Raw genomic sequence first — 14,435 nt, forward strand, 5'->3', positions numbered from 1 at the left:
CACGGCAATCGTTTGGGAGTTTTGTGTCTCCGAATCTATCTTCCTTTCCTTCTGCTTGAATATCTGCGGAATGTGGGTGTCAAAATTTTGGGAGTCCGTTACGGAACTCCCAAGCTTTGCAGTGTCACAAAAGTCTTAACTAGAAAATTACATCACGCCCCAAAAGTGAAGCAGACCTTGACCGGAAACCAATTCGATGATGACAGCGGCAGAGAAACCAATCATCGCCAAACGACCGTTCCAATTTTCGGCTCCTTCGCTGAAGCCCCAGTTCCAAGCGTTGCGTTTTTGTTCTTGCATAGTGCGAACTCCTTTCGTTAACTTGTGTAAGGCTTATGTAAATAAATATAACATTCCTTGATAAAAATGCAAGCTTGTGATTAGTGACATCGGTCACAACGGTCGATCGACCTTGATGATTTTGCCTAACGAGGAAAAATAGCCAACTCGGTATCAGGGTCGAACAAGTGAATTTTGTCATGGGCGATGGCCAACCAAAGCTCCTCGCCAACTCGGATCGATCGCTCAGGAGGAACCCGCACTTGCATCCGCACGGCCGGGGCATCCGTCAAACAAACCCCCAAATAAGTTTCATGTCCCAAAGCCTCTACAATTTCCACTTGTACTGAAATATTTTTCGTAGCCGGAGGGTTAATGCTCAGATGTTCCGGCCGAATGCCCAAAATTAGGCCTCGCCCGTCATATTGTTGTAGACTTTTAGCCCAAATATCGGGTAAAGTAAAGCGAAATTGCGGGTGAGAAATCAACAGCGGAGCACTAAATTCCACCGCCAAAAAATTCATCGGCGGAGAACCGATAAACTCAGCAACAAACAGATTAGCCGGCTTGTTGTAAAGCTCTAGAGGTCGAGCTACTTGCTGAATCTGGCCGACCTTCATAATAGCAATCCGATCGCCCATAGTCATCGCCTCAGTTTGGTCGTGAGTCACATAAATAGTTGTAGTTCCCAACTGTCGCTGCAACTGCACAATTTGCGATCGAGTTTCCGCCCTCAATTTCGCATCCAGATTCGATAACGGTTCGTCCATCAAAAACACTTCAGGATTCCTAGCCATCGCCCTACCCAAAGCTACGCGCTGCTTTTGCCCTCCCGAAAGTTGTTTTGGTAAGCGATTTAAAAGAGATTCTATTTGCAATAATTCAGCTACCTCTCGCACTCGTTTTCCTACAGCCTTTTCCCGTTCCGACAAATAGCGCAAACCCGGAGGCAACTTGCGAGTCGCTCCTCCTAAAAAGTCCTCAAACAAAAGATAAATAAGAGGATTTCTTAAATAATTAGAAGCTAAATAATTAATAACCTCTTCTAGCTTATTCCTAATTTTTTCTATCTTCTGGCTGCTTCCTTCTTCTCCTTGTATCTTCCCCCTTATCCCTTCTTCCTTCTTCCCTCTTCCTTCTTCCTTCTTCCTTCTTCCTTCTTCCTTCTTCCTTCTTTCGTCTTTCTCCCTTTCCGAGCGACGCAATCCAAAGGCGATATTATCGTAAACTGTTAGGTGAGGATAGAGAGCATAATTTTGAAATACCATAGCGATATCTCGGTCTTTAGGAGGCAAATCGTTAAGGAGCCGATCGCCAACCCAAATATTGCCGGCAGTCAAAACTTCCAAACCGGCGATCGAGCGCAGCAAAGTGCTTTTTCCGCAGCCAGAAGGCCCCACCAACACCATGAATTCCCCGTCTTCGACCGTCAGGTTAATGCGCCGCAAAACGCTGTTAGACGCAGGGCGATCGGCTATAGGCGAGACATTTTCTGCGAGGGTGTTTGCTTCTTTTTCCTGTTCTCCTTGGCGGAGCGGAAAACTTTTGTAGATATTTTCTAATACAACTTGCGCCATTAAACAATTTGAGATTTGAGATTTGAGATTTGAGATTTTAGATTGGGCATGGGGCTTGCTCAATGCCCGATGCCCAAGGCCCAATGCCCAATGACTATTGACTGCTGATAACTTTGATGATTCTTTCACCCGGATTGAGGTCAAAAACTCGATCGCCCGCAGCATCTTTCCCCCAAAAAGCTATACCATCAATAGTCGATCGCAACAGGCGGCCAGAATTAGTAAAAAGTTTGACATCCGTACCCGGAACAGCCTGCAGCAAGCCAACTAAAGCATCTTTAGGCTCTGAGAAGCGAAAAGCTTGAGTGCCAATTTCGCCCCGGTTAGTAAGTCTGACAGAACCTGCAGGCATTCGTTTTGCCCAACCCAACTCGGAAAATAGCACCAGACTGTCGTTCGGGTCGAGAGTGATGCAGCCCACCAACTGTTCCTGCTTCCGCAACCTGGTTACTTGAGATCCCTGGGCCGCGCGGCCCATTGGTGGCAGTTGTTCATCATCGATCTCAAACCGGAGGACTCGGCCTCCTGAAGTTGCGATCGCCACTTGCTCGCCGATTTTAGCCAGACTCGCACAGCGCAGCCGATCGTCCTCCTTGAGTTTAACAACAGTAACGCCGCGATTAGTCAAATCAGCAAATTCCTGCATCGCCAAGCGCTTAATTTTCCCTTGCTGAGTCAGAGTTACTAAATCCGCCGCCTCCGAATTTTCCGGCAAAATAAAGTGTGCAACTGTGATTTCCGACAAAGCGCGATCGGCACTGTCTTTAGTAGCACTCGGCGACAACAAACTAACGATCGGCGTTCCCCGGTCTTTGGCGCTACTACTAGGAATATCGGCCACTTTCAGCGGGTAAGCTTTGCCGTTAGGAGTTAAGACGACCAAAGTGCGATCGGTTTTCGTCAGATTTGCCGTCACAATAAAATCTTCATTTTTTTCTAAAGCTGAAACCGATTTTTCGCGACTTTTCGAGCGTGGCTTTTCCCCAGTCGGCAAGCGTCGCACGTACTGCTTGTGGGAAAATTCAACTATAGTTTCCTCTGGCTCTAGAACGGGCAATAAGTTCGGCTGAATCGTTGCCGGCGACAACTGCTTGACCCCAGAATTTTTCTTACCAGAAAATTGTGATTCGGCGTTTGCTGCGCGTGCAGTTCCATTGGCGAATTTAGTGCGGCGAGGGTCAGCATACTTGCGTTTGAGCGATCGAAATTCCTTCTTTAAAGCCTTCAAAAGTTCGCGTCTGTCGCTCAACAACCGCTGCAATTCTTGAATATTAGCCATCAACTCATCAAACTCAGACTGCAAATTTTGCCTTTCCAAACCAGTCAGCCTACGCATAGGCATCGCCAAAATCGCATCAGCTTGACTTTCGCTCAAATTGAGGCGAACTTGGAAAGTTTGCTTAGCAGTAGAGCCGTCAGGAGAATTTCTGAGAATGTCGATCGCGGTATCGAGATTTGTCAAAGCCAACATTAAGCCTTGGACAATATGACAGCGGCGTTCTGCAGCTTGCAACTCGTAATTGTAGCGACGGGTAAGAGTTACTTCCCGGAAATCCAGAAATTCCTGCAACAATTGTCTGAGCGTCAACTGTCGCGGTTGACCGTTGACAATTGCCAGCAAAATCGCCCCAAAATTTGTTTGCAGGTCAGTTTGTTGGTAAAGGCGAGCGAGAACCGCTTCAGGGGTAAATTCCCGCTTGAGTTCAATCACCACTCGAATGCCTTCGCGATCGCTCTCGTCACGCAAATCAGAAATACCGTCGAGGCGGCCAGCATTGACCAACTCCGCCACCTTTTCAATCCAAGCCGCCTTATTTACCTGAAACGGAAACTCCGTCACCACGATCGCCGTTTTAGTACGCACCTTGCGATTACCTGGCACTTCTTCCACCCCGGCCACACCCCTGACCGCAATGCTGCCTCGACCCTTAGTGTAGGCGTCAACAATGCCCTCTGTAGCGACGATTTCCCCTCCGGTTGGAAAATCCGGGCCTGGAATCAGTTCTATCAACTTCTCGTCGGATAGTTCCGGGTTTTCAATCAAAGCAATTAAACCGTCTACCACCTCCCCCAAATTGTGCGGCGGGATATTAGTTGCCATCCCCACAGCAATGCCTGTACAGCCGTTGAGTAACAGAAACGGCAACTGAGCAGGCAGCGCCGTCGGTTCCTGCTGGGAACTGTCAAAGTTAGCAGTAAAATCAACTGTTGCATCGCCGACTTGGGTTAGCATAGCTTCGTGGGCGATCGGTGCTAGCCTCGTTTCCGTATAGCGCATAGCAGCCGCCGGATCATTGTCCACCGAACCGAAATTGCCGTGACCCGCCAGTAAAGGATAGCGGCTCGAAAACTCCTGAACCATGCGTACCAGAGCGTCGTAAACCGATTGGTCGCCGTGGGGGTGATATTTTCCCAAAACATCTCCAACTACCCGGGCGCACTTACGGTAAGGTCGGTCTGGCGTCAGACCGAGTTCGTGCATCGCATATAAAATTCGACGGTGAACTGGTTTTAAACCGTCGCGGACATCAGGCAAAGCTCGCCCGACGATCACACTCATGGCATATTCGAGGTACGATTGCTGCATCTCGGCGTGCAGAGGCGTAGAAATTACTTGCCCGGAAAGTAGGTTGAGTTGTTTAGCCATGAGTCCTTGTGTCCGTTAATTCCTGAGTGAAAACAGCCTCTGTCAATAATGCCGAGGTTGCCTGTCTCGATTGAAAAGCGTTTGCCGCAGGCGAACCGAAAGTTCGACCCAACCGCCCTGTTGAAGAATAAAAATAAACTTAACTTGTGAAAGCAGAATCAGAGTCCCGAAGACGGGCAGCACTTGCCTCTTACTCTCCACTCTTACCCTAACCTCTATGTTGCCTTCATTTGCGCCTACCTGTCTATTTACCTTCTCACGGCAGAAGGTAAATAGACAGGAAAACACGGAATGCCAGAAACTCAGAACGTAGTGAGGCTGTAGCTCTTCCTAGGAAAGCGTCACGAGGGGCTGGAGTCCCCGTCAATCTATGATAGAATTTAATTGCAATTAGGAATAACCATCTACACGAAGAAATATTTTATTCAGGAGAAACCCCGGATTGAGCTCGTCTCGGTACAGCCGTAGCGTGGATCAAGCAGCAATGGTTGACGATCGAGCTTATCGTATTTTGGCAAGCGTGATGGACTCCGAAAGTATTAAAAAAGAAAAGTAAGTGGAATTGGAATATCTCTGGTACTGGTACTTGTTCTGATCGTGTAGAGGCGACTGGACTATGAGTGAACTCCCATTTTTGGGCTTATTCAACCATAGAGCGTGGTCGTGACTCGCTGAGAGTGTCAAAAATGCCATATTGATATAATTCATCAGTCAAAAGCTCTCCTGGCAATATCTCCTAGTCTGACATCCACTAGATGAACGGAAGCGTCGATATTTTAAGCCGTTTTGAGGGGTTAAAACTGAGAATTAAAAATCTCCAACAATCCCCGCTAGATTCGCTACTTTGAATGCGGTGGCGACGGGAGTATGTGAATAAACATGGCTTGATTCTAATCAGGAAGAAAGAAAATAATTATCACACATTCCCGAATCTAATACCAGTTCAAAAAATAGTGCAACTGTAGATCCGTGATCCAAACTGATATCCAGTCAATCAGTTCCCATCTAAAATCTAAAATCTAAAATCTAAAATCTAAAATCTAAAATCTAAAATCTAAAATCTAAAATCTAAAATCTAAAATGGTAGAAGCTGGAGGCTTGACCGAAAGAGAGGGTACTATAAGTCCAGGACGCACGGGTAGTCAGAAACCGGGTATTTTCATAGCAATAGTTCATTATAGCCCGCCGAAACGAGCAAGAACCAGGTTTCGAGGCGTCGTCCATGCGTCCTGGATTGTACTAGAAACCTGCTACCTGAGAATCTTGAGACTCTCACCAGTGCCAGGTCTAGTTATAAAAAACAACTAAACTGTCTGTGTGTAGTAGTCTAAATGATGGTACTGGATGCTTCTAGGCATCTGTAAACCCTCTCACAGCTAGTGGCTCAAGGATATACATACGGGTTTTGCAGGGTTCCCGGCTGATGGCGCTAAAAACTCTGCATTTTTGACGGGGAATGTAGTCCCCGTCTCGTGTTCCTCTTTGGACTAAAGTCACAAAGTTTCTATAATTCCCATATTTATTTATGAAAACCGTTCTGATTGTAGAGGACGATTTGGTTAATGCTCGGGTTTTTTCCAAAATTCTGACTAAGCGGGGGGGCTTAGCCGTGAAGCATACGGAAAATGTTGAAGAGGTGATGCAGATTGCTGCCAACGGCGAAGCTGATTTGATTTTAATGGATGTGTCTCTTTCGCGCAGCGTGTACCAGGGCAAATCTGTTGACGGGATTAAGATTACTCAACTGCTCAAAGCTGACCCGCAAACGGCCTCGCTGCCGATTATTTTGGTGACTGCTCACGCGATGGCTGGTGATAAAGAAACATTTCTGGATCAAAGCGGTGCCGACGGTTACATCTCTAAACCTGTGGTAGACCATCAAGAGTTTGTTAATCAAATCAAGGCTTTGCTGCCTGATTGAGTGAACCATCCATGAAGAAGGAATAAGAAGGAAGAAGGAAAAAGGAAGCAGGAAGAAAGAATTGTTTGTTTGAACCAACAAACAATTAAAACTCTAGAATTACAAAGTTTGCTTAAACTCTGAATCTTCCTTCTTCCTTCTTCCTTTCGATGTCCCGACTACACAATGCTATGCGTTCGCACTTGTAATTTGTGAGGAAAAATTTGAGATTTTTATGACGAGTGAAATCGAAGTGTGCGTTGCGGCGAGGAAGCAAGTTATCCTCAGCGAGCGCAACGCTGTTCACTCATTCATGCAATCTCAAAACTATGATTAGTCTTCGTCCTCATCGAAGTCAAAACCGATATCATCATCATCATCGTCCACATCAGGTCCCAAGGCATCATCCTCAGTCTCAGCGACAAACTCGTCCTCATCAACCTCAACTTCCTCAAAATCCTCATCAGGCTCAAGATCAGACGGGCGCCCGATCTCATAACCGCTCTCGATCGTATAAGCACGACGCGCAGTTCGGTCATCAAGTACCACATCCTCCTGTAAATCGTGGATGTCGTCATCAAACACAGCACCATCAAAACCAGCATCCTGAACCCCAGCATCTTCATAGGCATTGAACCCAGTACCCGCAGGAATCAGGCGGCCGATAATCACATTTTCCTTCAGCCCCCGGAGCCAGTCAGACTTACCTTCGATCGCAGCCTCAGTCAACACCCGCGTAGTCTCCTGGAACGAAGCAGCGGAAATAAAGCTATCAGTATTCAGCGAAGCCTTAGTAATCCCCAGCAACACCGGAGTATAATCCGCCGGCGCTCCACCAGTAATTGACATCGCCTCATTCACCTGCTCAACCTGCCGCAATTCTACCAACTCGCCGGGGAGCATAGTAGTATCGCCCCCATCTTCCATCCTGACTTTGTTGGTCATCTGGCGGACAATCACCTCGATGTGCTTGTCAGAAATATCCACGCCCTGAGACTGATAAACCGACTGCACCTCATTCACCAAAAACGTCTGCACCTGTTGGAAACTCTCCAAGGCAGCCTCAAAAGTAGACTGTCGCTCCTTGAGCACGTGGAAGAACACCTCCAGAATTTCGTGAGGGTTAGCAGGCCCGTCGGTCAAAGCTTCGGCGACGCCTACGCGCTGTCCGTCAGAAACGATCGGATTTTGACCGGGCAACAAAGGATACTCCTCAATGCGGCCATCATCCTCAATCACCGCAAGTTCCACAACATCGTCATCCGTAACCACACGAGCCGTCCCTGGCCGCTTGGCTAAAATACAAGCTTCCTTCGGCTTCCGCCCTTCAAGAAGTTCCTCAATCCGTGGCAAACCCTGAATGATATCCCCAGTCTTTGCCCGCTCAAACACCAGAATCACCAAATTGTCACCCCGCTGCACCAAGTCGCCGTCGTCTACGTGCAGCACCGCACCCGCCGAAACCCGGTAAGGGCGAGCCACCCTGAGCAAGAGTTTCGCCGGTTCTGTCTCCGACGCAGGTACAACCTTCACAACTTGCCCGGACTCTTCGAGAACAACCCCCGGAGCTATTTCGGTACCAGCCACCAGCAGTTGACCCGGACTCACATCCGGCGTACCCGCCACAGAGATCGAAATAGAATCCGCATCTCGCATCACCAACAGTCGGCGCACTGGTTCGCCATGCCCCTCACGGATGCCTCGAACGATACCCGCTTCTTTGCAGAGAATCTCGGTGCGGGCGACTACTGCCCCGGGCGCGATCGACTGCCCATCTTCGACCAACAGCCGCGTGTGAGTGCTGCCTTGAGTCGGATCGGCAGACACGTCCCGCCGAATCACTAGCGATTCCAAAATCACTAGCTGCAAGCGGAAAGTCTTGGAAACTCGATCGCCCCCATCAGCCACAGCCATCGCCAACTCTTGCGACGCACTAGCGTCTTCAGGCGAACCCCAAGCCGGGCCCGAACCGTCCGCCCCAAAAGCCATAGCATCATCCTCATCCGGCAGCAGCTCGATATCCGCCGCCAGTTGCGGAGCTCCCGAACCTATTTCTAAAATAAGCTGAGTCCGCAGCAGTTCCAATCCCTCGACAGATTTGACGCGCTCCCCATCCTTATAAGGAAGTCGCTGCACCGCTTTCAAAGAGATTGACTCATTGAGCGCCGTTTGAGAAGGCACAGGTGGCTTATCCGGCACTGGAAACTCCACCACAGGCCGCAGCAGCAAAGCCGGGCCTTCGGGAGTTTCGATATACTCCGCATAGCCCAACTCTTCGGCAACCAAGCCAGGGAAAATTTCTTGACCGGCGTTGACGATTTGACCTTCACCAAATGTTAGCGGCGGGCGGTCTACTACATGGAGTGTGCCCGGTTTGATCACAATTTCCCGGAGGATGTCATTTTTCTGAGTGATTTCCACTGCCCCGCTGGTTTGGCAGAAAATATCCTTAACGACTTCTGTACCGGCCTCAACGTACTGGCCGTCTTCCACCAGCAGCAATGAAATATCTTTATTTACCTCATGGCACTCTTCCGGTATCCAGAGCAGAGTGCCGCCTTTAACGACTTCGTAGCCAAGTTTAGCTTTGCCGCGCTTGTGGACTTCCACGCCCCCGTACTTGACAATGCCCCCTGTAGCTGTGCGGTAGCTGTCGTCGAGCAGTTCGGCGACGACTTCCCCGTTAATCACTTTGCTCCCAGGAGCCGTCTTCAGGGAAAACCGCTGCTTAGAAGCGGTTTCGATCGTGTAGTGGTCGCGGCCACCTGCGCTTTCAGCCCGCACTACTGCTTGGTCGAGCAGGACTTGGGCGGTGATAATTTCAATTTCTCTGGGGTCAGCGATGCGGACTACGCCACCGTGTTCGGAGACGAGTTTAGTTTCGGCAATCACGCTTTCGGCCGGAATGCGATCGCCATTTTTCACTGCCGGTTCCGCGCCTGGGGGCAAGTTGTAGACCTCTCCTGAGAGAATCCAAATCAGCCCGCCTTTGCTGGCTGTGCGGGTGGTGTTCCCTTGGCGGTCGGTTTTTTCTTCTGGCACCAAATCAGCAAATTTGGCTTCTCCGGCTAAGTCGGAAGCCACGTCTGTAGTCACTTTTTCCGTAGTTTTGCGGGCGGCGCGACCGAGGATCGGCACTTCTGCTAAAACTTGACCGGGAATGGCGCGCTGTCCGTCTTTGACCATCAGAGTAGAACCCTGGACGATCGCCAATTCGATTTTCAGTTTTTGATTTTTAGCGCCGGATTTCCCTTCTTCAAATCCGTCGCCCTCAAATACAAGTTTGCCGTTGTTTTCTGCCACCAGTGCTTCTTCGCCGTGTCTGGTGCGGAACGAGCGAGTACGCAAGTTCTTGAATTTCACTACACCGGGGAAGGGGGCGCGTTCTTGTTTGGCGACTTCTCCGGTGAATACGCCGCCCGTGTGGAAGGTACGCATGGTGAGCTGGGTTCCGGGTTCCCCGATCGACTGAGCTGCAATAATCCCGATCGCTTCTCCCATGTCCACCATTTTCAAGTGGGCGAGACTCCAGCCGTAGCAGTGCTGACAAACCGATCGGGTAGATTCACAAGTCAGGGGCGATCGTAAATACACCTCTGCCACCCCAGCGTTACCAATTTCCGTCGCCAACTCCTCGGTAATTGGCTGATTTCGCACGGCTTTTTCGCTGCCGTAAGACACGATTTCCCCGGTTTTGGGGTGGACCACATCTTTGGCGAACACCCGCCCTAGCAGCCTGTCCTTGAGGGGTATCAGCACGGTTGCTCCGTCCGTCATCGGCCGTACTCGAATTCCGCGCTGGGTGCCGCAGTCTACTTCCCGCACAATTACGTCTTGGGATACATCCACCAAACGACGGGTAAGATAGCCAGAGTCTGCTGTCCGCAAGGCTGTATCTACCAAGCCTTTGCGCGCACCGTAGGAAGAGATGATGTATTCGGTGACGGTGAGTCCTTCGCGGAAATTGGTTTTAATTGGCAAGTCGATGATTTCTCCTTGGGGGTCAGCCATCAGTCCGCGCATTCCGACTAGCTGCCGCACTTGAGAAATGTTTCCCCGCGCCCCGGAGAAGGCCATCATGTAGACGGAGTTTAGGGGGTCTGTGGCTCGGAAGTTTTTGACTACTTCGTCTTTGAGGTCTTCTGAGGTGCTGTTCCAGGTGTCGATTACTTTTTGGAAGCGTTCGACTTCGGTGATTTCACCTCTGGTGTATTTTTGTTCGGTGATGCGGATTTCTTCTTCGGCGGCATCGAGGAGCGATCGTTTTGACGGGGGCACTTGCAGGTCGTCTACGCTAATCGAAACTCCCGCTCGTGTCGCAAAGCGGAAACCCAAGTCTTTGAGTTTATCTGCCATTTGCGCTGTACGGGCCGTTCCGTAGTGCATGAAAGACCAAGAGATTAATTTTTTGAGCTGACCTTTGTCAACAACTCGATTGCGAAAAACAATTTCCTTATTTTCTGTCATTTTTCTGAGTAGTGGTAATTGGTAACTTTTACTGCCGTTCGACATCGGTTCTCCTGAGCGAAGCCCAAGGTTTCAGAACGTAGCCGAAGTATTGGTAATTGGTAAGTGGTAAGTGGTAATTGATAAGTACAGCGACGGGAAAAAACAACGAGCCTTTTGTAGGGGCTGGTTTAGCGTATAAGGAACCGGAGCTTCGGCTAGGAGATGAATCGACTCACCTGCCCTTCCCATAATAAAGTTTATTTGCACCTACTTACTTAATTGGTAATTGGTAACTTTTACTGCCCTTAGACTTTGCTCAGTCACCGCGTCGCTGAAAGTATTTGTAAGTAGTAATGGGTGAATTTTCCGGTTGCAATCACTATTATTTGTTAGCGATTATTTCTCAGTTATTACCCATTACCTCTTATCAATTACCTCTTACCCCTTACCCCTTTCTAATTGTTAATTACCGATTCGATGGTTTGGTGATAGATAATCCGGCCCGGGGTAGTGCGAATGAACTGATTGAGAACCTTGCCCTCTCCGTCTTCCCGAACCCGGCGGAACTTGTATTCTTTCGTCACTATACCGTCGGTAGAGCGTTCCACTTTCAGCGGTTCTCCCTCTGGTTCTGCGTTTTCTATAGCGCCTTGAAACCTCACCCACACATAAGAGTGCAAGTCAACGATTCCTTGTTCGTAAGCTACAACCGCGTCGGTAAGGTTGGAAAAATAGTGACCGGCTCCTTTTTGAGCGTCAGGATTTTCGGCTGTCAAGTAATAGCAACCGAGCACCATATCTTGAGAAGGAGTAACGATCGGTCTTCCGGTTGCCGGCGACATAATGTTGTTAGAAGCCAGCATCAGCAAGCGCGCTTCCGCCTGAGATTCCAGAGACAAAGGCACGTGCACTGCCATTTGGTCGCCGTCAAAGTCAGCGTTAAAAGCCGGACAGACTAGCGGGTGAAGCTGAATAGCCCTCCCGTCCACCAAAATTGGCTCAAAGGCTTGAATCCCCAAACGGTGCAGCGTCGGCGCCCGGTTTAGCATTACCGGGTGTCCTTCAATCACCTCCTGAAGCACGTCCCAAACACTGGGATCGTTGCGCTGGATCAGTTTTTTGGCAGCTTTGATGTTGTTGACCAATCCTTGGCGGATCAAGCGGTGGATTACGAAAGGCTGGAAAAGTTCGATCGCCATTTCCCTCGGCAAACCGCACTGATGAATTTTCAGTTTCGGCCCCACCACAATCACCGAACGCCCGGAGTAGTCAACCCGTTTCCCCAGCAAGTTTTGCCGGAAGCGACCTTGTTTCCCTTCAATGATGTCCGACAGCGACTTCAGCGGGCGGTTGTTTGCCCCCACCACTGTCCGGCCCCGGCGACCGTTGTCAATCAGCGCATCCACAGCTTCTTGCAGCATCCGCTTTTCGTTGCGGATGATAATCTCTGGTGCCAGAATTTCTTGCAGTCTCGCCAAGCGGTTATTGCGGTTGATGACTCTCCGATAGAGGTCGTTGAGGTCGCTCGTTGCAAAACGCCCGCCGTCTAACTGCACCATCGGCCGCAAGTCCGGGGGAATCACCGGAATCACGTTGAGTACCATCCAATCGGGTTGAGATCCCGTAGCGATGAAGTTGTCAATTACCCGCAAGCGTTTAATTAACTTTGCCCGTTTTTGACCTTTAGCATTAGCAATATCTTCCCGCAACTTTTCCGCTTCACTTTCTAGCGGAATATTTTGCAGCAAAACTTGCAAAGCTTCAGCACCTATGCCTACTTCTACGCCCGTCAGCGTGGAATCTTCGCTGTAAAGTTCGTCTTCAATTTCCAACCAAGCATCTTCCGTGAGCAATTGCTTGTATTGCAGTTTTTCGGCATTACCTGCATTGAGGACAACGTAGGCATTGAAATAAACGATTTGTTCCACATCTCGGAGCGGCATATCTAACAGAATTGCCATGTAACTCGGGATGCCTTTGAGATACCAAACGTGAGCTACTGGAGCTGCTAATTTGATAAATCCCATCCGGTGACGGCGGACGCGAGATTCAGTGACTTCTACACCGCATCTTTCGCAAACAATGCCTCTATGGCGAACTCGTTTGTACTTCCCACAATGACATTCCCAATCTTTTGCAGGCCCAAAAATGCGCTCGCAAAACAAGCCATCCATTTCAGGTTTTAACGTGCGATAATTTATGGTCTCCGGTTTTGTCACCTCTCCAGTAATCTGACCGTTGGGTAAAGTTCTCTCTCCCCACTGTCGAATTCTTTCTGGTGAAGCTAACCCAATCTTGACGTAATCAAAGCGTTGTTCTATTTTAGCCATTCTTGACTCCAATTAATAATTTACAGTCGATTATTTGTGGTTGTTTATCTTTTTTGGTTGCTTGTTTCACGGCTTAAATCAATGTTATACTCCTCTATATGTGACGTGATTTTTAATATCAGAGATGACACTTGACGATACTCCAAAGTCATCAGCGATTTTAGAGATTGATTCTCTCGCTCTAATTCTTTTTCGTACCTCAAGAGCTTGCTCGAAAGTCAATTTGCGATCGAGATATCCACCCATGCGAGGAACTGGAACCTCTTCGCCTGCTTCCTTCCAAGTGACGTGATACTTAATATCGTGTATGGTTTTGCGACCAACACTGTATTCTTGAGCTACATCCTTCACTCTCTCTCCTGCTGCTAGTTTTTGCCTAATTTCTCGCACCTTTTCCCAGTCTAATTTGGCATTGGAAAGGGGATGACTTTTGCCTTGAGTGCGTCCTTTCTTAGAAGCATCTAATAAATTTTGAGTGCGAGTTCCACCCCAAAGGTGTTCTGGATTAATACAACTGGGATTATCGCAGGTATGACAAGCATCCATCGAAGTGGGAATTTCACATCCTAATTTCTCTGCTAAAACAGCACGAGTAACTGATTGGGATTTCCCATTTTTAAAGTACCTGCCATAACCACCTTGACCATCCTTTGCACCTTGAAAAATTATGCAGCCGCTGTCTTGAATTTCTCCTACAAAACCGGGGGGAACTGTAGTGAAGTTATGGGGGATTTTTGCCTGAAGTATCTTAGTAATAGTGTCATACTGTACGCCATACTCTTTTATTAGGTGGCTTTTGATGGTTCCAGCTAAATATTTACGCTGAATTTCCCGCAGTTGTTCGATCGATAGTTTACCAATACCGGGAATACTTTTGCGTCGGGGAGTTTTGCGAGCGAGCCCCATCATCTGCTGCGTATTCTCAGCCGCAGTTCCAGCTACGAGATGTGCTGGGTTGATGCAGCTTGGATTGTCGCAGATGTGGCAAGCAAAATAACCGGAATCTAGAAATCCTGGTATTTTTGATTCGAGCACTAATCGGTGGACTAATACCGTTTTGCCCTCGATCCACTTGCGCCCGTAACCATTTTTCAGCTTGCTCCCTTGCCAGTTAATACAGCCCGTCGCCCGGTCAACTTCTCCTTGAATTCCTGGGACAACTGTTACAATAGTCATGTCAGCGTCTCTCCTGTTTAGAGCGTTGATTCGCCTCAGCAGTGGTACGAACACTGCTGAGGCATTTTAATTTTAGA

General features: G+C 48.8%; 7 protein-coding genes. 1 reads left to right on the plus strand and 6 read right to left on the minus strand.

What is annotated here, in order from left to right; translation table 11 throughout:
- Positions 1–147 precede the first annotated feature (147 nt).
- The 3 genes from QUA07_RS22000 to QUA07_RS22010 all read right to left on the minus strand — a co-directional run bounded on the left by QUA07_RS22000 (position 148) and on the right by QUA07_RS22010 (position 4,503).
- Positions 148–300: a high light inducible protein gene (locus QUA07_RS22000; RefSeq protein WP_015179166.1), complete on the minus strand. Its 153-nt coding sequence runs from the start codon at positions 298–300 to the stop codon at positions 148–150.
- 125 nt (positions 301–425) lie between these two features.
- Positions 426–1,856: an ABC transporter ATP-binding protein gene (locus QUA07_RS22005; protein ID WP_333329215.1), complete on the minus strand. Its 1,431-nt coding sequence runs from the start codon at positions 1,854–1,856 to the stop codon at positions 426–428.
- A 94-nt stretch (positions 1,857–1,950) separates the two neighbouring features.
- Positions 1,951–4,503 (minus strand): DNA topoisomerase (ATP-hydrolyzing), encoded by a 2,553-nt coding sequence (locus tag QUA07_RS22010; protein WP_333329219.1) that lies wholly within the window; start codon positions 4,501–4,503, stop codon positions 1,951–1,953.
- Between the two features lie 1,525 nt (positions 4,504–6,028).
- On the opposite strand from QUA07_RS22010, the gene QUA07_RS22015 reads away from it, so the two are divergent.
- Positions 6,029–6,424 carry a response regulator gene (locus tag QUA07_RS22015; RefSeq protein WP_006632892.1) on the plus strand — a complete coding sequence of 132 codons (396 nt, stop codon included), beginning with the start codon at positions 6,029–6,031 and terminating at the stop codon, positions 6,422–6,424.
- Between the two features lie 312 nt (positions 6,425–6,736).
- On the opposite strand, the gene QUA07_RS22020 is transcribed toward QUA07_RS22015, so the two are convergent.
- From QUA07_RS22020 to QUA07_RS22030, 3 genes are all read right to left on the minus strand, one after another.
- A complete protein-coding gene (locus QUA07_RS22020) occupies positions 6,737–10,870 on the minus strand; it encodes a DNA-directed RNA polymerase subunit beta'' (RefSeq protein WP_333329222.1) in 4,134 nt (1,377 codons plus the stop codon).
- Between the two features lie 437 nt (positions 10,871–11,307).
- Positions 11,308–13,182, minus strand: coding sequence for a DNA-directed RNA polymerase subunit gamma (locus QUA07_RS22025; RefSeq protein ID WP_333255258.1), 1,875 nt, complete (start codon positions 13,180–13,182; stop codon positions 11,308–11,310).
- Between the two features lie 84 nt (positions 13,183–13,266).
- Positions 13,267–14,358: an HNH endonuclease gene (locus QUA07_RS22030; protein WP_333329225.1), complete on the minus strand. Its 1,092-nt coding sequence runs from the start codon at positions 14,356–14,358 to the stop codon at positions 13,267–13,269.
- Positions 14,359–14,435 lie beyond the last annotated feature (77 nt).

The organism is Microcoleus sp. T3_A4, assembly GCF_036700465.1.
Classification (GTDB): domain Bacteria; phylum Cyanobacteriota; class Cyanobacteriia; order Cyanobacteriales; family Microcoleaceae; genus Microcoleus.

Bases quoted from the DNA above. Each gene is read 5' to 3' on its own strand.
- QUA07_RS22005 (WP_333329215.1), bottom strand. From the start codon at position 1,856: ATGGCGCAAGTTGTATTAGAAAATATCTACAAAAGTTTTCCGCTCCGC.
- QUA07_RS22010 (WP_333329219.1), bottom strand. From the start codon at position 4,503: ATGGCTAAACAACTCAACCTACTTTCCGGGCAAGTAATTTCTACGCCT.
- QUA07_RS22030 (WP_333329225.1), bottom strand. From the start codon at position 14,358: ATGACTATTGTAACAGTTGTCCCAGGAATTCAAGGAGAAGTTGACCGG.
- QUA07_RS22020 (WP_333329222.1), bottom strand. From the start codon at position 10,870: ATGACAGAAAATAAGGAAATTGTTTTTCGCAATCGAGTTGTTGACAAA.
- QUA07_RS22015 (WP_006632892.1), top strand. From the start codon at position 6,029: ATGAAAACCGTTCTGATTGTAGAGGACGATTTGGTTAATGCTCGGGTT.
- QUA07_RS22000 (WP_015179166.1), bottom strand. From the start codon at position 300: ATGCAAGAACAAAAACGCAACGCTTGGAACTGGGGCTTCAGCGAAGGA.
- QUA07_RS22025 (WP_333255258.1), bottom strand. From the start codon at position 13,182: ATGGCTAAAATAGAACAACGCTTTGATTACGTCAAGATTGGGTTAGCT.